General features: G+C 68.7%; 24 protein-coding genes. 17 read left to right on the forward strand and 7 right to left on the reverse strand.

From position 1 onward, the window contains the following. Window positions 1–11: 11 nt before the first annotated feature. A complete protein-coding gene (locus AB3X10_RS08975; protein ID WP_369980868.1) occupies window positions 12–635 on the reverse strand; it encodes a glutathione S-transferase family protein in 624 nt (207 codons plus the stop codon). Between the two features lie 76 nt (window positions 636–711). On the opposite strand from AB3X10_RS08975, the gene AB3X10_RS08980 reads away from it, so the two are divergent. The 8 genes from AB3X10_RS08980 (at window position 712) to AB3X10_RS09015 (ending at window position 6,974) form a co-directional block, all read left to right on the forward strand. Continuing rightward, entirely contained in the window at window positions 712–1,680 is a 969-nt protein-coding gene (locus tag AB3X10_RS08980) for a helix-turn-helix transcriptional regulator (RefSeq protein ID WP_369980870.1), read from the forward strand. 103 nt (window positions 1,681–1,783) lie between these two features. Next, complete coding sequence (locus tag AB3X10_RS08985; protein ID WP_369980871.1) at window positions 1,784–2,740, forward strand: lytic transglycosylase domain-containing protein; 957 nt, start codon at window positions 1,784–1,786, stop codon at window positions 2,738–2,740. A gap of 137 nt (window positions 2,741–2,877) precedes the next feature. Further along, entirely contained in the window at window positions 2,878–3,501 is a 624-nt protein-coding gene (gene petA, locus AB3X10_RS08990) for a ubiquinol-cytochrome c reductase iron-sulfur subunit (RefSeq protein WP_145706523.1), read from the forward strand. Window positions 3,502–3,504: 3 nt separating this feature from the next. Then, complete coding sequence (locus AB3X10_RS08995) at window positions 3,505–4,767, forward strand: cytochrome b (protein WP_369980873.1); 1,263 nt, start codon at window positions 3,505–3,507, stop codon at window positions 4,765–4,767. Further along, window positions 4,760–4,912: a hypothetical protein gene (locus AB3X10_RS09000; protein ID WP_369980875.1), complete on the forward strand. Its 153-nt coding sequence runs from the start codon at window positions 4,760–4,762 to the stop codon at window positions 4,910–4,912. The genes AB3X10_RS08995 and AB3X10_RS09000 overlap by 8 nt, the downstream gene beginning before the upstream one ends. Further along, a complete protein-coding gene (locus AB3X10_RS09005; protein ID WP_369980876.1) occupies window positions 4,909–5,655 on the forward strand; it encodes a cytochrome c1 in 747 nt (248 codons plus the stop codon). The genes AB3X10_RS09000 and AB3X10_RS09005 overlap by 4 nt, the downstream gene beginning before the upstream one ends. A 169-nt stretch (window positions 5,656–5,824) precedes the next feature. Continuing rightward, window positions 5,825–6,460: a glutathione S-transferase N-terminal domain-containing protein gene (locus AB3X10_RS09010; RefSeq protein ID WP_010342124.1), complete on the forward strand. Its 636-nt coding sequence runs from the start codon at window positions 5,825–5,827 to the stop codon at window positions 6,458–6,460. Between the two features lie 79 nt (window positions 6,461–6,539). Next, window positions 6,540–6,974 (forward strand): ClpXP protease specificity-enhancing factor, encoded by a 435-nt coding sequence (locus tag AB3X10_RS09015; protein WP_369980878.1) that lies wholly within the window; start codon window positions 6,540–6,542, stop codon window positions 6,972–6,974. A 233-nt stretch (window positions 6,975–7,207) separates the two neighbouring features. On the opposite strand, the gene AB3X10_RS09020 is transcribed toward AB3X10_RS09015, so the two are convergent. The 4 genes from AB3X10_RS09020 to AB3X10_RS09035 all read right to left on the reverse strand — a co-directional run bounded on the left by AB3X10_RS09020 (window position 7,208) and on the right by AB3X10_RS09035 (window position 10,142). After that, on the reverse strand, window positions 7,208–7,552 hold the full coding sequence (locus AB3X10_RS09020; RefSeq protein WP_369980879.1) for a DUF3301 domain-containing protein: 345 nt from the start codon (window positions 7,550–7,552) through the stop codon (window positions 7,208–7,210). Window positions 7,553–7,855: 303 nt separating this feature from the next. Beyond that, window positions 7,856–8,932, reverse strand: coding sequence for a DUF2272 domain-containing protein (locus AB3X10_RS09025; RefSeq protein ID WP_369980881.1), 1,077 nt, complete (start codon window positions 8,930–8,932; stop codon window positions 7,856–7,858). 65 nt (window positions 8,933–8,997) lie between these two features. Beyond that, window positions 8,998–9,876 (reverse strand): carboxylating nicotinate-nucleotide diphosphorylase, encoded by an 879-nt coding sequence (gene nadC / locus AB3X10_RS09030; protein WP_369980883.1) that lies wholly within the window; start codon window positions 9,874–9,876, stop codon window positions 8,998–9,000. Beyond that, on the reverse strand, window positions 9,873–10,142 hold the full coding sequence (locus AB3X10_RS09035; RefSeq protein ID WP_369980885.1) for a Trm112 family protein: 270 nt from the start codon (window positions 10,140–10,142) through the stop codon (window positions 9,873–9,875). Before AB3X10_RS09035 ends, nadC begins: the two co-directional genes overlap by 4 nt. A gap of 58 nt (window positions 10,143–10,200) precedes the next feature. Between AB3X10_RS09035 and purE the strand changes: the two genes are divergently transcribed. Together purE and AB3X10_RS09045 are read left to right on the forward strand one after the other, a co-directional pair. After that, on the forward strand, window positions 10,201–10,704 hold the full coding sequence (gene purE, locus AB3X10_RS09040; RefSeq protein ID WP_369980887.1) for a 5-(carboxyamino)imidazole ribonucleotide mutase: 504 nt from the start codon (window positions 10,201–10,203) through the stop codon (window positions 10,702–10,704). Continuing rightward, on the forward strand, window positions 10,701–11,852 hold the full coding sequence (locus AB3X10_RS09045) for a 5-(carboxyamino)imidazole ribonucleotide synthase (protein ID WP_369980889.1): 1,152 nt from the start codon (window positions 10,701–10,703) through the stop codon (window positions 11,850–11,852). Before purE ends, AB3X10_RS09045 begins: the two co-directional genes overlap by 4 nt. 112 nt (window positions 11,853–11,964) lie before the next feature. On the opposite strand, the gene AB3X10_RS09050 is transcribed toward AB3X10_RS09045, so the two are convergent. Further along, window positions 11,965–12,543 carry a superoxide dismutase gene (locus AB3X10_RS09050; protein WP_369980891.1) on the reverse strand — a complete coding sequence of 193 codons (579 nt, stop codon included), beginning with the start codon at window positions 12,541–12,543 and terminating at the stop codon, window positions 11,965–11,967. Window positions 12,544–12,670: 127 nt separating this feature from the next. Between AB3X10_RS09050 and grxD the strand changes: the two genes are divergently transcribed. The 6 genes from grxD to ppnN all read left to right on the forward strand — a co-directional run bounded on the left by grxD (window position 12,671) and on the right by ppnN (window position 22,562). Then, entirely contained in the window at window positions 12,671–12,991 is a 321-nt protein-coding gene (gene grxD / locus AB3X10_RS09055) for a Grx4 family monothiol glutaredoxin (RefSeq protein ID WP_369980893.1), read from the forward strand. Beyond that, window positions 12,988–13,728, forward strand: coding sequence for an SDR family NAD(P)-dependent oxidoreductase (locus tag AB3X10_RS09060; RefSeq protein ID WP_369980895.1), 741 nt, complete (start codon window positions 12,988–12,990; stop codon window positions 13,726–13,728). The genes grxD and AB3X10_RS09060 overlap by 4 nt, the downstream gene beginning before the upstream one ends. Further along, the gene (locus tag AB3X10_RS09065; RefSeq protein WP_145705857.1) at window positions 13,725–14,324 is read left to right on the forward strand and encodes a YhgN family NAAT transporter; all 600 of its coding nucleotides are present in this window, start codon (window positions 13,725–13,727) and stop codon (window positions 14,322–14,324) included. The genes AB3X10_RS09060 and AB3X10_RS09065 overlap by 4 nt, the downstream gene beginning before the upstream one ends. 316 nt (window positions 14,325–14,640) lie before the next feature. After that, window positions 14,641–17,019, forward strand: coding sequence for a TonB-dependent receptor (locus AB3X10_RS09070; protein ID WP_369980898.1), 2,379 nt, complete (start codon window positions 14,641–14,643; stop codon window positions 17,017–17,019). An 831-nt stretch (window positions 17,020–17,850) separates the two neighbouring features. Further along, window positions 17,851–21,063, forward strand: coding sequence for a TonB-dependent receptor (locus AB3X10_RS09075; RefSeq protein WP_369980899.1), 3,213 nt, complete (start codon window positions 17,851–17,853; stop codon window positions 21,061–21,063). A 110-nt stretch (window positions 21,064–21,173) separates the two neighbouring features. Beyond that, entirely contained in the window at window positions 21,174–22,562 is a 1,389-nt protein-coding gene (gene ppnN / locus AB3X10_RS09080) for a nucleotide 5'-monophosphate nucleosidase PpnN (protein WP_369980901.1), read from the forward strand. Window positions 22,563–22,601: 39 nt separating this feature from the next. Here ppnN and AB3X10_RS09085 read toward each other — a convergent pair whose 3' ends face one another. Then, window positions 22,602–23,621, reverse strand: coding sequence for a sensor histidine kinase (locus AB3X10_RS09085; protein WP_369980903.1), 1,020 nt, complete (start codon window positions 23,619–23,621; stop codon window positions 22,602–22,604). A gap of 158 nt (window positions 23,622–23,779) precedes the next feature. On the opposite strand from AB3X10_RS09085, the gene AB3X10_RS09090 reads away from it, so the two are divergent. Beyond that, window positions 23,780–24,373: a GspH/FimT family pseudopilin gene (locus AB3X10_RS09090; protein ID WP_369980905.1), complete on the forward strand. Its 594-nt coding sequence runs from the start codon at window positions 23,780–23,782 to the stop codon at window positions 24,371–24,373. Window positions 24,374–24,401: the final 28 nt, after the last annotated feature.

The following is a 24,401-nucleotide window of genomic DNA, read 5'->3' on the forward strand; positions in this document are numbered from 1 at the left end:
GCGCAGGCGGCTCAGGCCGCGGCGGCCGCGTCGATCGCCTGCGCGCGCTGCACCGCCGGCCGCGCCGCCATGCGTTCGAGGTAGGCGCGGGTCGGCGCCGGTGGATCCATCAGGCCGAAGCCGACCATCCAGCCCAGTGCGCTGCCCCACAGCACGTCGGCGGCGGTGCAGCGTTCGCCGAGCAGGTAGTCGCCGCGCGCCAGCTGGTCGTCGACCACGCCCATCACCGTGTCGCAGTCGGCGTACGGCGACATCCCCCGCGGCGGCGCCTCGCGCTTGAGCGCGCGGTCGATCACCGCCGGCTCGAACGCCGAGCCGTAGAACGCCAGCCAGCGCAGGTACGGGCCGCGGCGCGGATCGCCCATCGGCGGGGCCAGGCCGGCTTCGGGGTACAGGTCGGCCAGGTACTGGTAGATCGCCACCTGCTCTGTGACCACCGCGCCGGCGTGGACGATCGCCGGCACCTTGCCCATCGGGTTGATCGCCAGGTAGGCCGGGGCCAGCTGCGCGCCGCTGGCGAAGTCGATACGTTCCAGCGCGTAGTCCGCGCCCAGTTCCTCGAGCAGGATCAGGACTCCTTTCGAGCGCGATTTGGGGTTGTGGTACAGCGTGACATGGCGGTCGGCGATGGACATGGCGGGCGCTCCTGGGTGATCGAGCGCCCATGCTAGGCGCTATTGCGGACGGATCCTGTCCGCAATACCGTGCGCCATGGCCTCGCCCGCGTCCCGCACCCTGCGCCTGATCGGCTTGCTGCAGACCCGCCGGGTCTGGGCCGGCGCCGAGCTGGCCGAACGCCTGGGCGTGGACCGGCGCAGCCTGCGCCGCGACATCGAGCGCCTGCGCGCGCTGGGCTATGCGGTGCAGGCCTCGTCCGGGGTCGGTGGCGGCTACCGGCTGGCGGCCGGCGCGCAGATGCTGCCGCTGCTGTTCGAGGACGACGAGGCGGTGACGGTCGCGGTGGCGCTGCACGCGGCCGCCGCGAGCATGGGCGGCCTGGAGGACACCGCGCTGCGGGTGCTGGCCAAGCTCGATCCGCTGCTGCCGGCGCGGGTGCGGCAGCGCGCCGGGGCGCTGCAGGCGGTCACCGTGTCGCTGGGCCAGGATCCGACGCTGCCGGACACCCGCTTGCTGATCGGCATCGCCAGCGCCTGCCGCGACCGGCGCCTGCTCGGCTTCGGCTATTGCGACCACGCCGGCCGCGGCAGCCAGCGCCTGGTCGAGCCGCTGCGCCTGGTCAACTACGGCCGCCGCTGGTACCTGCTCGGCTGGGACCGCGATCGCGCCGACTGGCGCACCTTCCGGGTCGAACGCATGCTGCCGCCGCTGCGGCCGGGCGAGCCGATCGCGCTGCGCCTGCCGCCACGCGACCCGGCCGCGATGGTCCGCGATGCGATCCAGCACAGTCCGCAGCCGCTGCAGTTCGGGCTGAGCGTGCGGCTGCGCGGCAGCGTCGCCGAGCTGGGCACGCGCATTCCGTCCTGGTGCGGCGTGCTGGAGGCCGAGGAGGACGGCCATTGCCGGCTGTCGATGCTGGCCGACGCGCTGCCGTGGCTGGCGGCGCAATTGCTGACCCTGGGCGTGCCGTTCGCCTCGCTGCGGGCCGATGCGGCGGTCACGGCCGGGCTGCGCGCCGCGCTGGGCGAGCTGCTGGCGCAGTTGCCGGTCGCGGCCGAGTGAGCCGGGGCGGGGCGCCGCGGTACTTGCGAGGAAACGGGCGGCCGGTCCCGCTGCGGCCGCCGCGCACTTGGCAAGCGCCGGCGAAGTTGGGACACTCGCCGCCATGAAGGGGATGGTGGGGCTTCTGGGGCTGGCAATCGCAACGCTGTCGGCATCGCCGGCCAGCGCCGGCACCCTGTACAAATGCGTCGGCGGCGACGGCGTGCCCAGCTACGGCAGCAAGCGCGTGGCCGGCGCCAGCTGCAGCGTGGTCGGCCGCTATGTCCCGGACCGCCGCGCCGCGCGCGCGGTACCGACGCTCGCCACGGCCTCCGCCGAGCGTGCGCCCAGCCGCGCGGTCATCGCCCCGGCCAGCGCGGAGTCCGGCGCCCCGGCCACCATCATCAGCAGGCCGCCCACGGCCCCGGCGCCGGTCGCCGCCAGCGTGGCGCCGAAGACCGTCGCCCCCGTGCCCGCCAGCACGGCTGCCGCGCCGCGGCGGGTGGTCAGCGGCCAGGTCTACTCCTACATGAAGGACGGCGTGCGCCACTACACCAGCGCGCGGCCGACCCAGGTGGCCAGCCTCGGCACGGTGCGCACCATCCACTACAGCTTCATCGAGACCTGCTACGCCTGCGCCAACCCCGGGCTGAACTTCGGCGCGGTGCGCCTGAACACCACCGCCTACCAGAGCGAGATCGCCGCCGCCGCGCGCGAGTACGGCGTCGACGAAGCGGTGGTGCGCGCGATCATCCATGCCGAATCGGCGTACAACCCGATGGCGCTGAGCCGCGCCGGCGCGCAGGGCCTGATGCAGCTGATGCCGCCCACCGCACGCCGCTTCGGGGTCAGCGATTCGTTCGACGCGTCGCAGAACATCCGCGGCGGCGTGCAGTACCTGGCGTGGCTGCTGAAGCGCTTCAACGGCAACCTGACCCTGGCCGCCGCCGGCTACAACGCCGGCGAGGGCGCGGTAGACAAACACGGCGGGGTACCGCCTTATAGCGAGACGCAGCGCTACGTGCAGCGCGTCGGCGTGCTCGCCGACCGCTACCGCGGCGTGCTGGCGACGGCGCATTGAGGCATTCTCGTCGCCGTCGTGCCGATGCATTGTCTGCGCGTTAAGGGTTCCGCTACACTGCAGTGGATTTTATGCGGCTCGACCCCCACCGAGCCGCTGGCAGCCTCACGCTACCCAATCAAAAATCGGAGTGCCGGATGGCCAACGATGGGGTCAACGATTCTGTTAATGCAGGACGCCGCCGCTTTCTCACTGCCACCACGGCGGTGGTGGGCGCGGTGGGTGCGGGTTTCGTCGCGGTTCCTTTCATCAAGTCCTGGAACCCCAGCGCCAAGGCCAAACTGGCCGGCGCGCCGGTCACCGCCGACATCAGCGCGTTGCAGGAAGGCCAGCGCCTGATCCTGGAGTGGCGCGGTCAGCCGATCTGGATCGTCAAGCGCTCCAAGGCGATCCTGGATGCGTTGCCGACGCTCGATGGGCGGCTCAAGGACCCCAAGTCCGAGGTCACCGACCAGCAGCCGTCCTACATCAAGGGCGAGGGCCGCTCGATCAAGCCGGACATCTCGGTGCTGGTCGGGCTGTGCACGCACCTGGGCTGCTCGCCGGAGATGGTCGCCGAGATCCGCCCCGAGCCCTACGATCCGGAATGGAAGGGCGGCTATTTCTGCCCCTGCCACAAGTCGCGCTTCGACATGGCCGGCCGCGTGTTCCAGGGCGTGCCCGCGCCGATCAACCTGCTGGTGCCCCCGCATCACTACCAGGACGACAACACGCTGATCATCGGCGTCGATCCGAGTTCGTCCGCGAAGGGGGCCGCGTAAGCCATGGCTGACAATATCCTTACCCGCACCGCGGGCAACGTGTTCGACTGGGTCAACGAACGCGCGCCGGGGCTGATGCCGTTCTACCGCAAGCACGTCAGCGAGTACTACGCGCCGAAGAACTTCAACCTCTGGTACTACTTCGGTTCGCTGGCGATGGTGGTGCTGGTCAACCAGATCGTCACCGGCATCTTCCTGACGATGCACTACAAGACCAGCGCGGCCGAGGCGTTCAACTCGGTCGAGTACATCATGCGCGACGTCGAGTGGGGCTGGCTGATCCGCTACATGCACTCCACCGGCGCCTCGCTGTTCTTCATCGTGGTGTACCTGCACATGTTCCGCGGCCTGCTCTACGGCAGCTACAAGAAGCCGCGCGAGCTGGTGTGGATCCTGGGCATGCTGATCTACCTGGTGCTGATGGCCGAAGCCTTCATGGGCTACGTGCTGCCCTGGGGGCAGATGTCGTTCTGGGGCGCGAAGGTGATCATCTCGCTGTTCGGCGCGATCCCGGTGATCGGCAACGGCCTGACCGAGTGGATCATGGGCGACTACCTGCCGTCCGACGCCACCCTCAACCGCTTCTTCGCGCTGCACGTGATCGCGCTGCCGCTGGTGCTGTTGCTGCTGGTGGTGCTGCACCTGGGCGCGCTGCACGAGGTCGGCTCCAACAACCCCGACGGCGTGGAGATCAAGAAGGGGCCCAAGGGCAACCGCTGGGATCCGAACAAGCCGGCCGACGGCATTCCGTTCCACCCGTACTACACGGTCAAGGACCTGGTCGGGGTCGGCTTCCTGCTGCTGATCGGCGCCTTCATCATCTTCTTCGTGCCGGCCTTCGGCGGCCTGTTCCTGGAGCACGACAACTTCACCGAGGCCAACCGCCTGGTCACCCCCGAGCACATCAAGCCGGTGTGGTACTACACGCCGTACTACGCGATGCTGCGGGTGGTGCCGAACAAGCTCGGCGGCGTGCTGGTGATGTTCTCGGCGATCGCGATCCTGTTCCTGGTGCCATGGCTGGACCGCGCCAAGGTCAAGTCGATCCGCTACCGCGGCTGGATCTCGCGGGTGATGCTGGGCGTGCTGGCGGTGTGCTTCGTCTGGCTCGGCGTGATCGGGTCCGGTCCCGGCACCGATGCCAGCGAGACCATCATCGGGCGCGTGCTGACCGTGCTGTACTTCGGATTCTTCCTGACCATGCCGATCTGGACCACGTTGGACCGGACCAAGCCGGTGCCGGAGCGGGTGACCACCCATGACTAAGCCCGTGATTGCCGTCCTGGCCTGCTTCGCGAGCGTCTCGTTGTTGTCCGCCATGAGCTACCTGCTGCCGCTGGGGCAGATCGTGTTCTGGGGCCGGCAGGCGCTCGGCTCCCTGTTCGGTGCGATGGCGGAGGGATCCCTATGAGCAAGCGCCTGATCGCCGTCCTGGCCTGCTTCGCCTCCGCGCTGCTGTTGTCCGCCTCGGCGCTGGCCGCCGAGGGCGGCGCCACCCAGCAGGCCGGCAACGACCTCGGCGACCGCGCCTCGCTGCAGCGAGGCGCCAAGCTGTTCATGAACTACTGCTCCGGCTGCCACTCGCTGAAGTACCTGCGCTACTCGCGCATGGCCGAGGACCTGGGCCTGAGCGAGGACGAGGTGATGGCCAACCTCAACTTCACCGGCGCCAAGGTCGGCGAGCACATCGAGGCGGCGATGCCGCACGATGCGGCGACCAAGTGGTTCGGCAAGGCCCCGCCGGACCTGAGCCTGATCGCGCGGGTGCGCGGCACCGACTGGATCTACACCTACCTCAAGTCGTTCTACGTGGACCAGTCGCGCCCGTTGGGCTGGAACAACAAGCTGTTCGCCAACGCCTCCATGCCCAATCCGCTGTGGGAACTGCAGGGCCTGCAGCAGCCGGTCTACGGCAAGGCCGAGCAACCCGGCGTGGACAAGCCGGTGGAGCGGCTGCAACTGGCTTCGCCGGGCCGGGAAACGCCGGCGCAGTTCGACCAGACCGTCCGCGACATCAGCAATTTCCTCGAATACGCCGGCGAACCGGCGGCGCTGAAGCGGCAGAGCCTGGGCGTGTGGGTGGTGCTGTTCCTGGCGCTGCTGACCTTCCTGGCCTATCTGCTGAAGAAGGAATACTGGAAGGACGTGCATTGAGCGTCGGCCGCGGCGCCGACGCGTTGCTGCATCGTTGCTGACCCGATCCCCTGTTCATCCTATTGGCTTTTGCGAGCGAGGGTTGCACACTCAGGGGCCGTGATGACCGTCAGCAAGGTGTTGGCGGCATCGATGCGGCCGGCGGATTCCGGTCGTCGGAGAGCCTTGAATGGCGGCGAGTTTGCGCATGCGAAATACCTTGACGTTGTTTTCTTCCACGGATGATGTCCTGTGCCACCGCGTCCGCCTGGTGCTCGCGGCAAAGGGCGTGACCTACGATTTCGTGGCGGTGGATCCGCAGAATCCCCCCGAAGACCTGATCGACCTCAATCCCTACCACTCGGTGCCGACCCTGGTGGAGCGCGAATTGGTGCTGTACGCCGCCTCCGTGGTCAGCGAATACCTGGACGAGCGCTATCCGCATCCGCCGCTGATGCCGGTCGATCCGCTCTCGCGCGCGCGCCTGCGCCTGGCCATGCTGCGCATCGAGCACGACTGGGTGCCGCAGGTGCAGGCGATCCAGCTCGGCAACAAGGCCCAGGCCGAGGCCGGGCGCAAGCGGCTCAAGGAACTGCTGACCGCCTCGGTGCCGCTGTTCAAGGCCAGCAAGTTCTTCCTCAACCCGGAAATGAGCCTGGCCGATTGCGCGATGGCGCCGATCATCTGGCGCCTGCAGGCGCTGGACATTCCGCTGCCCAAGGACGGCAAGGCGATCGAGGACTACGGCAACCGCATCTTCCGCAACCCCGGTTTCATCCGCAGCCTGACGGACCAGGAAAAGAAACTGCGCGACCTGCCGGCCTGATGCCCCGGCCGCGCGTGGCGCATCCGCTGTTTCCCGAGTTGCGCCGGCGCCTTCGCGTGCCGGCGCGTAGAATTGGCGCATGACCGACGATATTTCCCGCATGACCAGCCATCGCCCGTATCTGCTGCGGGCGCTGGTGGAGTGGATCAACGACAACGGCATGACGCCGCACATCCTGGTGGACGCCGGCCTGCCCAACGTGCAGGTGCCGCCGAGCGCGGTCAAGGACGGCCGGGTGGTGCTCAATATCGCCGAGCGCGCGGTGGTGCGCCTGCAGATCGACAACGACGGGGTCAGCTTCACGGCCCGCTTCGGCGGCGTCAGCTATCCGGTGCAGGTGCCGATGGCGGCGGTGCTGGCGGTGTATGCGCGCGAGACCGGGCAGGGCATGGCGCTGCCGGACGATATCCACGGCGCCAGCGAACCGCCGGGCGACGACACCCCGCCGCCGCGCCCCAGCGGCTCCGACGACGGCGCCGGCGGCAAGCGCCCGCATCTGCGCGTGGTGAAATAGCGGTACTTGGCCAGCGGTCCGCGTCTACCGCGCGGACGCGAGCGGGCTACGGCTGGCTTTGCCGATCCCGTCCTGCCACCGCGTCCTCGCAAGGACGCGGTGTGTTATTTGCCGACGAGGCAACTGCAGGAGCGCCTTCAGGCGCGACCAGATGCGTGCCGCCACGTGTGCGCTCTCCGCAACGCAATGCCCTTTGGCGAAGACAGTCTCCGCGCAGGGACCATGCCGGCGCCTCATTCGTGCGGCGCGCGGCCTTCGTGCAACGCCGTCACCGATGCCACCGACGGCCCGGTGAAGGCGATCAGCTGGTCGCCGAGCAGCACCAGGCGGCCGCTGTGGCGGTCGACGCCATCGTAGGAGTAGTCGAAGCGGAAGGTCCGCTCGAAGCCCAGCCAGCCGTTGGGCAGGCGCCGCAGGCGCAGGCCAGTGCCATGCACGCTCTGGTCCAGCCACTGCACGTCGGCGGCCTTGCAGGCATTGCGGCCGAGGCTTTCGGCGCGTTCGGCGGCGGCGCGCGACGCGTTCCAGAACGCGAACACCGCGGCGCCGGCAATCATCAACAGGATCAGGCTGGGCATGGCGCCACTGTAGCGAGGCACGGGGTGGGGCGGCAATGCCGGGCTGGGGATTGGGGAATCGGGAATCGGGAATCGGGAATCGAAAGCTGGTCTTCGAGCCGGGTCGCTTCGCGGCAGCTTGCGTGCGTCGCTGTCACGCGCTTCTATCGCTTGGCTGCTTGCTGCTGCGCTGCGTCCCCGGGAAGGGTCGCGGGCGCCCCGCTGCGTGGGGGCGGGGCCAGCGTGTTGCGCGGGCGATTCGCTGTGGCGTCGGGCCGCCAGCCGCGACCGACATTGCCGAGACGTCGCTTCGCGACGATAGGTCTAGAGCGGCGGCCGGGTGGGTTCGACTGCTTGCGGCTCGGCGGCCGGCACCGTCGCGGGGACGGCCGGCACGGTGCCCGGGGTCGCCGGTGCCGGCAGCGGCATCGCCGCCGGTACCGGCACCGCCGGATCGGTGGCCGGCCCTGCGCTCGGGATGACCGGCGGCAACAGCTGCGCCTGCGCCTGCAACTGCAGCAGCGCCGCCCAGTCCTGGCGGTTGAAGTCGCACAGTTCCTCGCGGCCCGGCGTGCACTCCAGGCCGGCGCCGTCGTCGCCGGCCTGGTCCTGTGCCAGCGGCGCCTGCAGCTGCAGGCGGCCGGCGCGGTCCAGCGGCAGCTTGCGCATGGTCACCGCGTTGAGCACGTTGCCGCCGATCAGGTACAGGGTGTGGTCGCCGCCGACGTTGGCCGCGACCACGATGTCGCAATGCGATTCCCACGGCAGCGCGCCGCCGCGCGCCAGCGCCTCGCGCAGCCCGGCCGCGCCCAGCGGCTGCTTGCGCCCGCGCAGGAAGCACAGCAGGTCGCCCGGTGCGGGCTTGTCCTGCTGCGGGTCGGCGTAGCGGTAGGGCAGGCCGTCGGCACCGGCCTGGTAGGCGGCGCGGATGTAGTCGATGTGCCGCACCGAAGTGTGGAAGCCACTGACGCCGGCGCGCACCATCACCCAGGACACGAACGCCGCCGACCACGGGTTGTCGACGATGAACGCGCGGCAGTCGGTTTGCCGGTAGCGCGAGCCGTCCAGTGCCTGGCAGCTGGCGGCGCCGTCGCTGCCGCCCATCGCGCCCAGCGTGCCGCTGTCGCGCCAATACGCTGCCACGCGCTGCCAGGCCTCGATGCCGTGGTCGGCGAGATAGCCGCGCTCGGCCTCGGTCACGCGCAGGCCGGCGAGCCGGCCGTCGGTATCGATGAACGGCCGCCACCACAGCCGGTGCTCGTTGCAGGCGGTGCGCACGATGGCCACCGCGGCCGGGGTCAGGCCGAAGCGCGGCGGCAGGTCGCAGACCTCCGCGGCGGCCGCGCGGCCGGCGGGAAACAGGGCGGCGGCACACAACAACGCGAACCAGAAACGGGCCATCGGCGAACTCGGTGAACAGGGGGATGCGTGCAGCGTCGCAGAGCGGCGCGGCCGCGGCCGTGAAGTCAGTGCGGCGGCGGGCCCAGCTTCAGCGACAGGTCCACCGCCTGCACGTGCTTGGTCAGCGCGCCGATGGAGATGCAGTCCACGCCGTCGGCGGCGATCGCGCGCACGCCGTCCAGATCGACGCCGCCGGAGACTTCCAGCGGGATCTTGCGGTGGAACGGCGCGGCCGCGGCAATCGCCACCGCCTCGCGGCGCTGCGCCGCGTCGAAATCGTCGATCAGGATGCGGTCGCAGCCCGCCTCCAACGCTTCGCGCAACTGCGCCAGCGTCTCCACCTCGACCACCAGCGGCAGCGCCGGCCACTGCGCGCGCGCGGCCTGCACCGCCGCGCTCAGCGAGCCGGCGGCGTGGATGTGGTTTTCCTTCAGCATCACCGTGTCGTACAGGCCGACGCGGTGGTTGCTGCCGCCGCCGCAGCGCACCGCGTATTTCTGCGCCAGGCGCAGGCCGGGCAGGGTTTTGCGCGTGTCGAGGATGCGCGCGCCGGTGCCGGCGACCGCGGCCACGTAGGCGGCGGTGGCGGTGGCGGTGGCGGACAGGGTCTGCAGGAAGTTCAGCGAGGCGCGCTCGGCGCTGACCAGCGCGCGGCTGCGCCCGTGCAGCAGCGCCAGCACGGTACCGGCGGCCACGCGGTCGCCCTCGGCGATGCGCCAGTCGATCTGGACCTGCGGGTCGAGCGCGCGGTGGCAGGCATCGAACCAGGGCCGGCCGGCGATCACCGCGTCCTGCTTGCACAGCAGGTAGGCGCTGTCGGCGCGGTCCGGCAGCAGCGCGGCGGTGACGTCGCCGCTGCCGAGATCCTCGGCCAGCGCGCGTGCCACGTCGGCGTCGACCAGCTCCTGCGCTGGCGCCTGCAGCGGCGCCGCGGCGGCGCTCATTTGCCCGGGAAGTCGGCGAGCTGGGCGGTGCCGATCGCTTCTTCGGCCAGCAGCACCGGGATGCCGTCGTCGACGCGGAACACCTGCTTGCGGTCGCGGGTGACCAGCGCCTCCCGCAGCGGTTGCGCTTGCGCGCTGCCGTCGGCGCGCTGCACGCCGCCGCCGGCGATGGCGCGGTTCAGCGCCTCCAGGCCGCGCGCATCCAGCAGGGCCAGCGGTTGGCGGGTGTCGGGCGAGCACAGCAGGTCGAGCAGTTTGCGGTCCATCCGGTCTTCGTCTTGCGTGGAAGACGGCTAGAATACGTCTTTAAGGCAGGGGACGGCCATGACCTCCAAGCAAACCGCGCCGCTCGTCGGCATCGTGATGGGTTCCCGTTCCGACTGGGAGACCATGCAGCATGCGGCGCAGAAACTCGACGCGCTGGGCGTGCCCTATGAAGTGAAGGTGGTGTCCGCGCACCGCACCCCGGACGTGCTGTTCGCCTATGCGGAAGCGGCCGGTGCGCGCGGCCTGCGCGCGATCGTGGCCGGCGCCGGCGGCGCCGCGCACCTGCCGGGCATGCTCGCGGCCAAGACCGCGGTGCCGGTGCTCGGCGTGCCGGTGCAGTCCAAGGCGCTGAACGGCCTGGATTCGCTGCTGTCGATCGTGCAGATGCCGTCCGGCATCCCGGTGGCCACGTTCGCGATCGGCAACGCCGGCGCGGCCAATGCCGCGCTGTTCGCCGCGGCGATGCTCGCACCCGGGCACGCCGACATCGCCACCGCGCTGGACGACTTCCGCCAGCGCCAGACCGACGAGGTGACGGCCAAGGACGACCCGCGCCAATGACCACCACCGTCGGAATCCTGGGCGGCGGCCAGTTGGCGCGCATGATGGCCGTGGCCGGCGCGCCGCTGGGCCTGCGCTTCGTGATGCTGGATACGGTGGCCGACGCCTGTGCCGGCCAGGTCGCGCCGCTGCAGGTCGGCGACTACCGCGACGAGGCCGCGCTGGCCGCGTTCGCGGCGAAGGTCGACGTGGCCACCTTCGATTTCGAGAACGTGCCGGCGGCCAGCGCCGAATGGCTGGCGGGGCAGGTGCCGGTGTTCCCGAACCCGCACGCGCTGGCGGTGGCGCAGGATCGCCTGGCCGAGAAGACCCTGTTCCGCGAGCTGGGCATCCCGGTGCCGGATTTCGCCGCGATCGACAGCCGCGCCGAACTGGACGCGGCGCTGGCGCGGATCGGCACCCCGTGCATCCTGAAGACCCGGCGCCTGGGCTACGACGGCAAGGGCCAGTTCCGGATCAAGTCCGCGGCCGATGCCGATGCGGCATGGGCCGCGCTGGGCGCGCAGGCGTCCAGCGTGGGCCTGATCGTGGAGGCCTTCGTGCCGTTCCAGCGCGAGATCAGCGTGGTCGCGGTGCGCGGCCGCGACGGCGAGTTCCGCACCTGGCCGTTGACCGAGAACTGGCATGTGCAGGGCGTGCTGTCGGCCAGCCTGGCCCCGGCGCAGGCCGATGCGGCGCTGGCGCAGGCCGCCATCGCCCATGCGCAGGCGCTGGCCGAGCGCCTGCAGTACGTGGGCGTGTTTGCGCTGGAGCTGTTCTGCCGCGACGGCGAGCTGCTCGCCAACGAGATGGCGCCGCGGGTGCACAACTCCGGGCACTGGACCATCGAAGGCGCGGAGACCTCGCAGTTCGAGAACCACCTGCGCGCGGTGCTGGGCCTGCCGCTGGGCTCCACGCGCATGCTCGGCCATGCCTGCATGCTCAACTGGATCGGGCAGATGCCCGATGCCGCGCCGGTGCTGGCGCAGCCGGGCGGGCATTGGCACGACTACGGCAAGGAGCCGCGCGAGGGCCGCAAGGTCGGCCACGCCACATTGCGCGAGGACACGCCGGCGGCACTGGCGCAGGCGCTGCAGGCGGCCGGCGCGCAGCTGGGCCGCGGCGAGCAGGTCGCGCCGGTGATCGAGGCGCTGCGCGCGCAGGGCTGAGCGGCGCATGCGGCGACGTCCGGGCCAGCCCCGGGCGTGGCCGGCAAGACAGGCCGGCGCGCCATGCCGCCGCCGGCCGCGACTCCCCAATCCCGACTCCCCAATCCCCGCCTCACACCATATTCGCCGCCACGAACTCCCAGTTCACCAGCTTCCAGAACGCGTCCAGGTAGCGCGCGCGGTCGCCGCGGTAGTCGATGTAGTAGGCGTGTTCCCACAGGTCGCAGGCCAGCAGCGGGATGTCCTCGCCGGTCAGCGGCGAGCCGGCGTTGGCGGTGGCGAGCAGGGCCAGGGTGGCGTCCGGGCGCTGCACCAGCCAGATCCAGCCGGAACCGAACACGGCCAGCGCCATGCGCTCGAAATCGGCCTTGAAGCGGGCGAAGTCGCCGAAGTTCTTGGCGATGCGCTCGGACAGCGCGCCGCCCGGTTCGCCGCCGCCGCGCGGGCGCAGGCCGCGCCAGTAGAACTCGTGGTTCCAGACTTCGGCGGCGTGCTGGAACAGGCGACCCTGGGCGCGCCGCACCAGGTCCTGCAGCGGCAGTTCGGCGAATTCGCTGCCGGCGATCTGCGCATTGAGCCGTTCGACCAGCAGGCGCTGGTGCTGGCCATGGTGGTGGTCCAGGGTCTCGGCGGACAGGTGCGGCGCCAGCGCCGCGCGGTCGTACGGCAGGGGAGCGAGTTCGATGGCCATGGATCCTCGGCGGCGGTTTCGGGCGCGCATGTCGGTACTGCCATGCGCAGGGCTTACACTATGCGGCTACGCGAAAGTCTAGCCGACCGCCGAGGTCGTTCTTTCGCCCCAGCAGGAGAAAACCCGCATGCAGGTGATGGAGCGCATCCAGGCCGACGTCGAACGCCATCCCATCGTGTTGTTCATGAAGGGCACGCCGCAGTACCCGATGTGCGGGTTTTCCAGCCGCGCGCTGCAGGCCCTGCTGGCGGCCGGCGCCGACCGGCTGCATACCGTCAACGTGCTCGACGAGCCGGAGATCCGCGCCAATCTGCCGCGCTATTCGAACTGGCCGACGTTCCCGCAGCTGTTCATCCACGGCGAACTGATCGGCGGCTGCGACATCACCATGGAACTGTTCGAATCCGGCGAACTGCAGCGCATCGTGGCCGAGGCCTACCAGCCGTGACAGCGGAGCCGACGCCGCACGCGGGCGCGCTGGCGCAGCGCGTGGTGCTGGTGTGCGGCGCCGCCGGCGGGCTGGGCAGCGCCGCGGCGCTGGCCTGCGCCCAGGCCGGCGCCACGGTGGTGCTGCTCGGGCACAAGCCGGCGCGCTTGAACCGGGTCTACGACGCGATCGCCGCGATCGGCGCGCAGCCGCTGCTGTATCCGCTGGACCTGCTCGGCGCCACCCCGGAAGACTACGCGGCGCTGGCCGAGCGGGTGCAGGCCGAGCTCGGGCGGCTGGACGGGCTGTTGCACTGCGCCGCCGATTTCGTCGGCCTGACCCCGTTCGAGCACGCCGACCCGGCGCAGTTCGCGCGCGCCATCCACGTCAACCTGACCGCTGCGGGCTGGCTGACCCAGGCCTGCCTGCCGTTGCTGAAGCAGGCGCCCGACGCGGCGATCGTGTTCGCCCTGGACGACCCGGCGCGGGTCGGCCAGGCCTACTGGGGCGGCTACGGCGCGGCCCAGCATGGGCGCCGCGGCCTGCTGGCGACCCTGCACGGCGAACTCGCCGCCTCGACGGTGCGCGTGGCCGGGCTGCAACCCGGGCCGATGCGCAGCGCGCTTCGCGCGCGCGCCTACACCCACCAGGAAGACTTCGACGCGGTCGATCCTGCGCACTATGCGGCCGCCTGTGTGGAACTGCTGTCGCCCGCCGGCGCCGCGCACCGCGGCGCGATCTGGACTCCCCTGGCATGACCATCCTGTCGGCAGCGTTGCTGCTGTTCCTGATCCTCGACCCGCTGGGCAACATCCCGGTGTTCCTCAGCGTGCTCAAGCCGCTACCGGCCAAGCGCCAGCGCGTGGTGCTGGCGCGCGAGCTGCTGATCGCCCTGGGCGTGCTGATGGCGTTCCTGTGGGGCGGCAAGTACGCGCTGGAAGTGATGCACCTGCGCCAGGAGTCGGTGGCGATCGCCGGCGGCATCGTGCTGTTCCTGATCGGCATCCGCATGATCTTTCCGCGCCCGGAAGGGCTGATGGGCGAGATTCCCGACGGCGAGCCGTTCATCGTGCCGCTGGCGATCCCGCTGGTGGCCGGGCCCTCGGGCATGGCCGCGGTGATGCTGATGGGCAGCAACGAACCCACCCGCCTGGGCGAATGGAGCCTGGCGCTGATCCTGGCCTGGATCGGCACCTCGGCGCTGCTGTTCTCCGGCACCCTGCTGTACAAGCTGCTGGGCATGCGCGTGCTGACCGCGGTCGAACGGCTGATGGGCATGCTGCTGGTGGCGATCTCGGTGCAGATGTTCCTGGACGGCCTCAGCGCCTATCTGAAGCTGCCGGTCGCCGGCTGAGCGGGCCGCCCGCGCCGCCGTTACCGCCTGCGCGGGTGCCGCAGTGCGCCTGTGCGGCGCCTGTCGATCCGCGTCAATGCCGCAACACGGCAGCCGTTTGCGGCAATTCGATGACATTTGCGGCGCTTTTTTGTGCCGTCGCATGTCAGGACGTGGCGGCATATTAAGTTCTCGTAAACGCCCGAGGCATACGCGGGCGAAATAGCCTGCCTACCGTAGCGCCTTCCGAAGCGGTGGGGGCGCTTGCACGGTGTCCATGCCAGGTCGCCCCGTCGCTCGCTGCCGTTCCCACGTTAGCCACAGAGGCGCTTGCCCGATGAAGTCCCGTTCCACACACCGTCTTTCCACGCTTTCCCTGGCGCTGGCGACCGCGCTCGCGGCCCATCCGGCATTGGCGCAGGACGCCGGCACCGACACCGCCGAGCGGGTCACCGCCTCCAGCACCTCCAATACCACCGCGGCCTACGAGACCAAGCGCGTGCAGCAGCTGGACAAGGTCAACGTCAATGCCGACAAGAGCAGCTACGTGCTCGGCGGCGGCAACATGACCGTGCAGACCGCCAGCAAGGCGATTTCCACGGTGACCCGCGAGGCGATCGCACAGGCGTCCGGCGGCAGCAACTTCACCCAGATGATCGACGCGATCCCGGGCGTGGACGCCGCCACCAGCGACGTGACCGGCCTCAACAACGGCAACTACAGCCTGCGCGGCTTCGACTCCTCGGCGATCGGCGTCACCGTCAACGGCGCGCCGGTGACCGACAGCGGCAGCTATTCGGTCTACGCCACCGAATACGGCGATGCCGAGAACTACAACGACATCACCGTCACCCAGGGCACGCCGAACGTGGACCAGCCGGAGATGGGCGCCACCGGCGGCCAGATCGCCTGGTCCACGATCGATCCCGGCCACGCGTTCGGCGTGGACTTCAACCAGAGCTTCGGCAGCAACGACTACCGGCGCACCTTCGTGCGGGTCAACACCGGCGATACCGGTCCGCTGCGCTCGTGGGTGTCGTTCTCGACCAACAGCGCCGACAAGTGGAAGGGCAATGGCGACATGTCGGTCAACAAGATCGACGGCAAGAGCGTGTGGGACATCAGCCCGGGCAACTCGATCAGCGCCTCGTTCCAGTACAACCGCCAGTCCAACTATTCCTACAACACCGCCAGCAAGGCGCAGCTGGCCAGCGACTACGACTACGACTACAACGACACCTGGGGCGGCGGCACCACCTCGGCCGACCAGTCCTACTGGAAGTTGCGGCGCAACCCCTACAAGAGCCTGCTGGTCAGCCTGGACGGCGAGTTCACCTTCAGCGACAGCCTGCGGCTGTCGGTGGTGCCGTACCTGTGGTGGGGCAAGGGCGGCGGCTCCAGCGCCGCGTCGGTGTATCCGTCCACCAGCAGCAGCAACGTCTATGGCTACTCCACCAGCGTGAGCGGCAGCCGCGACGTCGACTACACCTATTCCTACTCCAGCACGGTGCGGCCGGGCGTGGTCGCCAAGTTCTTCCAGGACATCGGCATGGACCACAACCTGGTCTACGGCCTGTGGTACGACCGCTCGCGCAAGAGCCAGAACAACAGCATCGTCAAGACCGACCAGAGCACCGGCCAGTCCTGCGACGTCTGGGCCGACAGCGACGATTGCTTCCTGACCTATGCCGACGGCCAGGTGCAGCAGAGCTACCGCACCTACACCGTCACCGACGTGCAGAAGTACTTCATCCAGGACAACTGGACCCCGGCCGACGACTGGGCGGTCAACTACGGCGTGTCCTGGATCCATGCCACGCGCAAGGGCCACAACTACCAGTGGCCGGACAGCACCAAGGAGATCGGCGTGGACTTCGACAACAGCTACAGCAAGCTGCTGCCGGCGTTCGGCATCAAGTACGCGCCGGACAGCCGCAACCAGTTCTACTACGGCGTGGCCAAGACCTTCCGCGTGCCGGCGACCAATTCGATCTCGGTGAACCTGTCGGCCGCGCAGGAGATCCCGCAACCGGAATCGGCCTGGACCAACGACCTCGGCTGGCGCTACTACGGCGACCGCTTCTCGCTGTCGACCATGCTGTACCAGAGCAACTACAGCAACAAGCAGATGTCCAGCTACGACCAGACCACGGCGCTGACCACCTACATCTCGATCGGCAAGGTGCGCATGCGCGGCTTCAACAGCGAAGCCAGCTACAACATCACCGACAATCTGAAGCTGTACGGGTCCTACACCTATACCCAGGCCAAGATCCTGAGCGACACGTTGGCGGTGGGCACCTCCAAGGGCACCTACGACTATGCGGTCGGCGGCAAGCAGCTGGCCAATACGCCGAAGAACCTGGCCAACCTGCGCCTGAGCTACACCATCGGCGATTTCTGGGTCGCGCTGAAGGGCCGTTACTCCGGCTCGCGCTACGGCGACTACATGAACACCGAACGGGTCGGGGGCTATACCACCTTCGGCGCCGACGCCGGCTATGCCTTCGCCGACTGGGGCTGGCTGAAGAAGCCGTCGATCAAGCTCAACCTGTACAACCTGACCGACAAGCAGGCCGTCACCTGGGCCAGCACCACCCAGGTGCTGGCGGCGTCCGGCGCCAGCGAGTACCCGGACGTGGTCTCCACCGGTACCCCGTACTACTCCGTGCTGGAGCCGCGCGCGTTCGCGGTGACCTTCGGCGCCTCGTTCTGAGGCAAGCCCAGGCCCTGCGGGGCTGGACAACGCAAGCGACGCAAACGGCCGGGGCCCAGCCCCGGCCGTTTGCGTTTGCGGCCTTGCGACATCGGCAGGCCTGCGCCGACCCCGCGCCGGACTTTCGTGCGGATCTCGTCATCGCCGTGCGATCGGCCACATGGGTCGGCAAGCCGCTTTCCGGCCGGTCCGGCGCCCTGGTCGGCGATGTTCGCCATGCCGTGCCGGGGCAGGGGGGGCGACGTGTCGTGGGCCGTCGGACGCCGCGCAAGCCTGCCGGGTAGGGCAGCGCCGGCATTGCCGCTGATTCGCCGCGCCTGCCGCGGCGCGACCCTCCCGCAGGGCGGCGGCTGGTGCCCGCGCTTCGCCGCGGGCGAACCCTGGCGAGCAACGCTTCGGCGCCCGCCGCTGGCCGGGGAGCCGGGATTCGGGATTGGGGGGCCGGATCAGGAATCGCTCACCAGCAGCGGCTGGCGCGTAGGGTGGGCGCCTCGAATGCAGGCGAGCCGGATCCCTGTTTGCTCTCGCCGGCGCGGCAGCGCGCGCTGTTCCGCCGCCTGGTCCGGATGGGGTGTGCGCCGGTGGCACGCAATGACCGATACCGGCAAAGAAACTGCGATCCATGTCGTGTCATGTCCGTTTGTGCCAGCTTGTCACGTTTTGGCAACAAAACGGCCCTATGGTGTTAAACTCGCGTTAACCCTTGCGGGGGATCCAGCAAGGGGGCACGAACCACATTCCGCTGCCGTGCGCCCACAGGGACGGCTAGCTATGCGCATTTCGTCAAACTCCATCGAGGCTATTGCAATGACTCAACCCCGCCGTCTCCGGATGTCCAAGCTCACCCTTGGCCTCGTTGCTGCGCTTGCCGCCGCCCCCGTGTTCGCCCAGAGCACCTCCGCCGGCGTCGGCGGTTTGGTCACCCACGACGGCCAGCCGGTGGTGGGCGCCGACGTGACCATCACCCACGTCGAATCGGGAACGGTGAGCCGTGCCACCACGGATGCCAGCGGTCGCTACAACGCGCGCGGCCTGCGCGTCGGCGGTCCGTACACCATCACCATCACCAAGCCCGGCGAAGGCACCAAGACCGAAGACAGCGTGTACCTGAGCGTCAATCAGACCGCCAGCGTCAATGCGGCGCTGACCGGCGACGTGGCGACGCTGGAGACGGTGAACGCGGTCGCGATCGCCGGTGGCTCGGAAGTGTTCAGCGCGACCAAGATGGGCGCGGGCACCAACGTCGGCCGCGAGCAGATCGAATCGCTGCCGTCGGTCAACGGCAACATCCAGGACTTCATGCGCCTGGATCCGCGCGTGGCCTTCGTCGATCGCGCGTCCGGCACCATCAGCGCCGGCGGCCTGAACCCGCGCTACAACTCGATCAACATCGACGGCGTCTCGGCCAGCGACACCTTCGGCCTGGAAGGCAACAACATGACCACCCGGCGCCAGCCGGTGTCGATGGAGGCGATCGAGGCGATCGACGTCAACCTGTCCAACTACGACGTCAGCATCGCCAGCGCCGCCGGCGCCACCGTCAACGCGGTGACCAAGTCCGGTACCAACGAGTTCCATGGTTCGGTCTACGGCTACATGCGCGACGGCGACTGGTTCGGCGACAACCCGGACGGCAGCAAGTTCAACGGCTTCACCAAGGAAAAGACCTACGGCGCCACCTTCGGCGGCCCGATCGTCAAGGACAAGCTGTTCTTCTTCGCCAACTACGAGAAATTCCAGCAGGACGCGCCCGGCCTGGACCTGGGCAGCACCGCGCTGGGCAAGGCCAACGCCAAGTACACCCTGGCGGACGTGACCCGCGCCCAGCAGATCGCGCAGAACTACGGCTTCGACGCCGGCTCGCTCGACAGCAACGGCAACACCGATCTCGAGGAATACGCGCTCAAGCTCGACTGGAACATCAACGACAACCACCGCGCCAGCTTCCGCTACAGCAAGCTCGACCAGAGCAAGCTGCGCATCAACGGCGCCAGCAGCACCAGCCAGGCCTCGCTCAGCTCGTACTGGTACCAGCACGAGAAGAGCGTGGAGAGCTACGTCGGCCAGCTGTTCAGCGACTGGTCCGAGAACTTCTCCACCGAGTTCAAGGCGTCCTACCGCGACTACTCGGCGATCCGCGTGGTGCCGACCGATGCCCCGAGCATCGCGATCTACTTCGACGGCACCGTGGCCGCGCCGACCGGCGACGTGCTGTACCTGGGTACCGAGACCAACTCGCAGGGCAACATCCTCACCACCAAGACCTGGAACTACTACGGTGCAGGCACCCTGACCCTGGACAACCACGACCTGAAGTTCGGCGTCGACTACACCACCAACGACATCTACAACCTGTTCGGCCGCAACAGCTGGGGCGTGTACACGTTCCTGGGCCTGGACAACTTCGCCAATGGCCGCTGGAGTTCCTACCAGCTCAACAGCGAGCGCACCCCGGGTTCGATCGCGGCCGACTACAAGAACGACAATCTCGGCCTGTTCATCCAGGACACCTGGTACGTCAACAACAACCTGACCCTGACCCTGGGCCTGCGCGGCGACCGCCCGGGCGTCAGCCCGGATCCGGCCTACAACGCGGCGGCGCAGGCGTACTTCGGCTACAACAACAGCAAGGTGTTCGGCGGCGATTTCCTGATCCAGCCCCGCTTCGGCTTCAACTACACCTTCGACACCGACCGTCCGACCCAGCTGCGCGGCGGCGTGGGCCTGTTCCAGGGCGACGCCCCGCAGGTGTGGATCGGCAACAGCTACTCCAACACCGGCTTCAACTACAACGCCTACAGCTACACCAGCTACAACCCGGCGTTGCCGTTCAGCCCGAACAAGGACACGCAGCCGATCCCGACCACCCCCGGTTCGGCGACCCAGGGCGTGAGCTTCGTCGGCGACGACTTCAAGCTGCCGTCGCTGTACAAGGCCAACATCGCGCTCGACCACGAACTGCCCTGGTACGGCATCGTCGCCTCGGCCGAGTTGCTGGTGACCAAGGTCAAGGACGGCCTGTACTACAAGAGCCTGAACATCGGCCGCGTCACCGCCGCCGGCGAAGATCCGAGCCCGGCCTACTACGGTCCGGACGGCCGCGCGCTGTACTGGAATCCGGCCCGCACCGGCCGTCCGTGGGCGACCGGCGACAACCGCTACAACCGCAACACCGCCTACAGCGACGTCTACCTGATCGAGAACACCGACAAGGGCAAGACCCAGCAGTTCACGGTGTCGCTGTCCAAGCCGTTCAGCGAAGGCGGCGAGTGGTCGTGGAACCTGGGCTACACCTATACCCACGCCACCGAAGTCGGTTCGCTGACCAGCTCCACCGCCAGCTCGGGCTGGGGCTACCAGTACGCCTTCAACGCCAATTCGGAAACCGAGAACACCTCGCGCTACGAGATCAAGGACCGCGTCTCCGGCTCGCTGAACTGGGAGCACAAGTTCTTCGGCGACTACAAGACCCGCGTGGGCCTGGTCTACGAAGGCCGCAGCGGCCGTCCCTACAGCTACGTGTACAACGGCGACGCCAACGGCGACGGCCGTAGCACCAACGACCTGTTCTACGTGCCGAAGGGCCCGGGCGACGTGCTGTTCGGTTCGCTCAGCAGCACCGGCGCGTTCACCGCCAACCCGGCGCTGGAGAAGCAGTTCTTCGATTGGCTGGCGCAGAACCCGCAGCTGGCCAAGTACGCGGGCAGCTACGCGCCGGCCAACGGCTTCCGTTCGTCCTGGATCAACACCTTCGACCTGCACGTCAGCCAGCAGCTGCCGGGCTTCTTCAAGGGCCACAAGTCCGAGGTGTGGGTGGACATCCAGAACGTGGGCAACCTGCTGAACAAGAAGTGGGGCCGGATCTACGACTACGGTTTCTTTGCCGACGCGCGCGTGGCCAACCTGCAGGGCATCTACAACGGCAAGTACGTGTACAACACCCTGTACACCGACCAGCCGAGCGCCGCCAATGCCGATGCCGACGGCTTCAACACCGGCGTTTCGCAGTGGTCGCTGAACCTGGGCGTGCGCTACGAGTTCTGATCCGTCTGTCACCGCAGCGAGACAGGAGAACGGCCGGGGAAACCCGGCCGTTTTCTTTTGCGGAGGCTGACGCTAAAGTCGCCGTTGACGACAACGACAAGAATTCCGATATGACGACGAGCAATACGGCGGCGCGGGCGCTGCGGGTAGTGGACGCGCGGATCTACCCGCGCGGCGGCCTGGACATCCTCTCGCGCGCGGAAGTGGCGCGCCTGCGCGACGCCTCCAGCGGCGGCCTGCACGAACTGCTGCGGCGCTGCGCGCTGGCGGTGCTGACCAGCGGCAGCGCCTCCGACGATCCGCGCGCCGCACGCGACCTGTATCCCGATTTCGACATCCAGGTCGCGCAGCGCGACCGCGGCGTGCGCATCGACCTGCTCAACGCGCCGGCGATGGCGTTCGTGGACGGGGAGATCATCAACGGCGTGGCCGAACTGCTGTTCGCCGTGATTCGCGACCTGGCCTACATGGCCATCGAGCTCGGCCCGGACTCCGCCGCCGATCTCGACTCCAGCGAAGGCATCACCAGCGCCGTGTTCGGGCAACTGCGCAACGCGCGCATCCTGCAGCCGGCCGATCCGAACCTGGTGGTGTGCTGGGGCGGCCATTCGATCTCGCGCGACGAGTACCTGTACACCAAGCAGGTCGGCTACGAGCTGGGCCTGCGCGGGCTGGACATCTGCACCGGCTGCGGCCCGGGCGCGATGAAGGGGCCGATGAAGGGCGCCACCATCGCCCATGCCAAGCAGCGCAAGCACGACAACCGCTACATCGGCATCACCGAGCCGGGCATCATCGCCGCCGAGTCGCCGAACCCGATCGTCAACCATCTGGTGATCATGCCGGACATCGAGAAGCGCCTGGAGGCCTTCGTCCGCATCGGCCACGGCATCATCGTGTTCCCCGGCGGCGTCGGCACCGCCGAGGAGATCCTGTACCTGCTCGGCATCCTGTTGCGCGAGGAGAACCGCGACCTGCCGTTCCCGCTGATCCTGACCGGCCCGACCATCGCCGCGCCGTATTTCGAGCAGATCGACCGCTTCCTGCGCCTGACCCTGGGCGAGGCGGCCACCTCGCGCTACCAGATCGTGGTCGGCGACCCGGTCGCGGTGGCGCGCAAGATGGCCGACGGCATCCAGCGGGTGCGCATGCACCGCAAGGAGCAGAAGGACGCGTTCTACTTCAACTGGTCGGTGGACATCCCGCTGGAGTACCAGCTGCCGTTCGTGCCCACCCACGAAGCGATGGCCGCGCTCGACCTGCATCACGGACGCCCGCCGCACGCGCTGGCGGCGGACCTGCGCCGCGCCTTCTCCGGCATCGTCGCCGGCAACGTCAAGGAGGACGGCATGCACCGCATCGAGCAGTACGGCCCGTTCGAGATCCACGGCGACGCGGACATGATGCAGGCCCTGGACGAACTGCTGCGCGCCTTCGTCGAGCAGCGCCGGATGAAGATCTCCGGCGAGTATCGGCCTTGCTATCGGGTCATGGCCTGAGCGCGGAGCGGGACGGTCGCTCTTGGGCCATCGGTGCTGTCAGGGACGGGTGGGCAGTTCAAGCAGGCTGACGAAGGTGTCGCTCCCGTGGCGGGTGCTCAGGCGCCCGCTGCCAAGGCTTTCCACGCGGGCACGGACCGCATCCAGGCCGATCCCGTGGCCGCTGCCGGCGGCGGCCTCGCCGTTCGCCGGCAGGGAATTGACGATCTCGATCCTGACCCAATGCGCGTCCTGTTCGACCCGAAGGCGGACATGGCCGCCGCTGGTGCTGGGCTCGATGCCGTGCCGGATCGCGTTCTCCACCAAGGGCTGGATCGAAAGCGTGGGGACGTCGATCGCCGGAAGAGGATCGGGAAGTTGCCAATCCACGCGCAGGCGTTCGCCCAGGCGCATCTGCTCAATGCCGAGATAGCGCCGGGCAAGCGACAGTTCTTCTTCAAGGCTCAGCCGATCCGGTCCGGCCAGCGCTGCTCTGAACAGATCGGCAAGATCCAGCAACAGATGCTCCGCCTGTTCCGGCCGGAAGCGCGCCAGCGCCGCGCCGGTGTTGAGCGTGTTGAACAGGAAGTGGGGCTGGATGCGCGCGCGCAGCGCTTCGAGCTGGGCCTGCTTGGCTTGCACCGCCAGTTGTTGGACGCGCCAGTGGTTCTGGAACGCCAGCAGCGCCATCAGGCCCAGGGTGAGGGCGATGGCCGCCACCTTGAGCAGGAACGTGTGCCAGCCTCCCTGCAATAGCGACAGCTCTTTCAGTGCCGCCCATGCGATCGCGTGCACGGCGACGGCGACGATCACCAGCAGCGCCACCGCCAGATAGGCGACCTGCTGCGGACGGCAGCGTTCGAGGTGGCCGCGCAGCAGATACAGCAAGGCCAGCGTGGTCAACGCCGTCCACTGCAGCAGCAGCGAGGCCAGGCCGAAATGGACCCAGCCGCTCGTGGACTGTCCCGGCGCCATGGTCAGGATGACCGCGACCGCCTCGCCGGCCAACAGCACCCAGATCAGGGTCGTGGGCTGCCACAGGATATCGAGCGGCAGGGCGGGAGTGGGGGCTGGGCGCATGGGATCGGGCAGGGGACGCTGGGCGCATGATGCCTCGGATTTCCGGTCCGATGTCGCCGGGCCTGCCGTTCAGCTACGATCTGCCACCGCCCATCGGACCCTACTGGCATTGGTCCGAGGCGAGTTCTAGCTTAGCCTCGGGAAAAAGGGGATACGACATGCAGCGCTTTCACGCCGAGCGACCGCGCTACTCCGGGCGGTACCGACGGATCGGTGGTTTCAGCTTGATCGAGTTGATGGTGACGGTCGCCGTGCTGGCGGTGGCGATGAGCTTTGCCATTCCAAGCTATACCTACCTGGTCAATACCAGCCGGCTGACGTCTGCGTCCAACGAGATGGTGGCATCGCTTCAGCTCGCGCGCTCGGAGGCGATCCGGCTCAACCGGAACGTGGCGGTGTGCCGCAGCGACAATGGCACCAGTTGCGCGACCGGCAGCGCGTGGAACCAGTGGATCACCATCGTGGTGACCGGCTCGACCGTGCTGCGCGTCAGTGCGGTGAAGGCTCCAGTCCAGCTGAGCGTGAGCGGCGCGGTCAGCGGCAACAGCGATCGCATCGTCTTCAGCCCGGACGGGTTCGCCCGCAGCAGCGCCGGGATGTTGCTCAATGCGGGGTTTTCCAGCTGTATCGCGACGACGAGCTTGAGCGACAACCTGCGGGTCGTGTACATCGTCGGCGGCAGCCGGGTCGGCTTCGTCACGACGCCTGGCAACGTTGCATGCCCTGTGCCATCAGACTCTCCACCTCCGTGAACGCCATGCATACTTCTTCTTCGCGGCC

The organism is Xanthomonas sp. DAR 80977 (assembly GCF_041240605.1).
Lineage (GTDB): Bacteria > Pseudomonadota > Gammaproteobacteria > Xanthomonadales > Xanthomonadaceae > Xanthomonas_A > Xanthomonas_A bundabergensis.

Coding starts and splice junctions, on each gene's coding strand:
- AB3X10_RS08980 (WP_369980870.1), top strand. CDS start 712: ATGGCCTCGCCCGCGTCCCGCACCCTGCGCCTGATCGGCTTGCTGCAG.
- AB3X10_RS09035 (WP_369980885.1), bottom strand. CDS start 10,142: ATGGACCGCAAACTGCTCGACCTGCTGTGCTCGCCCGACACCCGCCAA.
- AB3X10_RS08995 (WP_369980873.1), top strand. CDS start 3,505: ATGGCTGACAATATCCTTACCCGCACCGCGGGCAACGTGTTCGACTGG.
- ppnN (WP_369980901.1), top strand. CDS start 21,174: ATGACGACGAGCAATACGGCGGCGCGGGCGCTGCGGGTAGTGGACGCG.
- AB3X10_RS09075 (WP_369980899.1), top strand. CDS start 17,851: ATGTCCAAGCTCACCCTTGGCCTCGTTGCTGCGCTTGCCGCCGCCCCC.
- AB3X10_RS09020 (WP_369980879.1), bottom strand. CDS start 7,552: ATGCCCAGCCTGATCCTGTTGATGATTGCCGGCGCCGCGGTGTTCGCG.
- AB3X10_RS09010 (WP_010342124.1), top strand. CDS start 5,825: ATGGCGGCGAGTTTGCGCATGCGAAATACCTTGACGTTGTTTTCTTCC.
- AB3X10_RS09000 (WP_369980875.1), top strand. CDS start 4,760: ATGACTAAGCCCGTGATTGCCGTCCTGGCCTGCTTCGCGAGCGTCTCG.
- AB3X10_RS08975 (WP_369980868.1), bottom strand. CDS start 635: ATGTCCATCGCCGACCGCCATGTCACGCTGTACCACAACCCCAAATCG.
- nadC (WP_369980883.1), bottom strand. CDS start 9,876: ATGAGCGCCGCCGCGGCGCCGCTGCAGGCGCCAGCGCAGGAGCTGGTC.
- AB3X10_RS09025 (WP_369980881.1), bottom strand. CDS start 8,932: ATGGCCCGTTTCTGGTTCGCGTTGTTGTGTGCCGCCGCCCTGTTTCCC.
- petA (WP_145706523.1), top strand. CDS start 2,878: ATGGCCAACGATGGGGTCAACGATTCTGTTAATGCAGGACGCCGCCGC.
- AB3X10_RS08985 (WP_369980871.1), top strand. CDS start 1,784: ATGAAGGGGATGGTGGGGCTTCTGGGGCTGGCAATCGCAACGCTGTCG.
- AB3X10_RS09015 (WP_369980878.1), top strand. CDS start 6,540: ATGACCGACGATATTTCCCGCATGACCAGCCATCGCCCGTATCTGCTG.
- purE (WP_369980887.1), top strand. CDS start 10,201: ATGACCTCCAAGCAAACCGCGCCGCTCGTCGGCATCGTGATGGGTTCC.
- AB3X10_RS09070 (WP_369980898.1), top strand. CDS start 14,641: ATGAAGTCCCGTTCCACACACCGTCTTTCCACGCTTTCCCTGGCGCTG.
- AB3X10_RS09085 (WP_369980903.1), bottom strand. CDS start 23,621: ATGCGCCCAGCCCCCACTCCCGCCCTGCCGCTCGATATCCTGTGGCAG.
- AB3X10_RS09065 (WP_145705857.1), top strand. CDS start 13,725: ATGACCATCCTGTCGGCAGCGTTGCTGCTGTTCCTGATCCTCGACCCG.
- AB3X10_RS09005 (WP_369980876.1), top strand. CDS start 4,909: ATGAGCAAGCGCCTGATCGCCGTCCTGGCCTGCTTCGCCTCCGCGCTG.
- AB3X10_RS09045 (WP_369980889.1), top strand. CDS start 10,701: ATGACCACCACCGTCGGAATCCTGGGCGGCGGCCAGTTGGCGCGCATG.
- AB3X10_RS09090 (WP_369980905.1), top strand. CDS start 23,780: ATGCAGCGCTTTCACGCCGAGCGACCGCGCTACTCCGGGCGGTACCGA.
- grxD (WP_369980893.1), top strand. CDS start 12,671: ATGCAGGTGATGGAGCGCATCCAGGCCGACGTCGAACGCCATCCCATC.
- AB3X10_RS09050 (WP_369980891.1), bottom strand. CDS start 12,543: ATGGCCATCGAACTCGCTCCCCTGCCGTACGACCGCGCGGCGCTGGCG.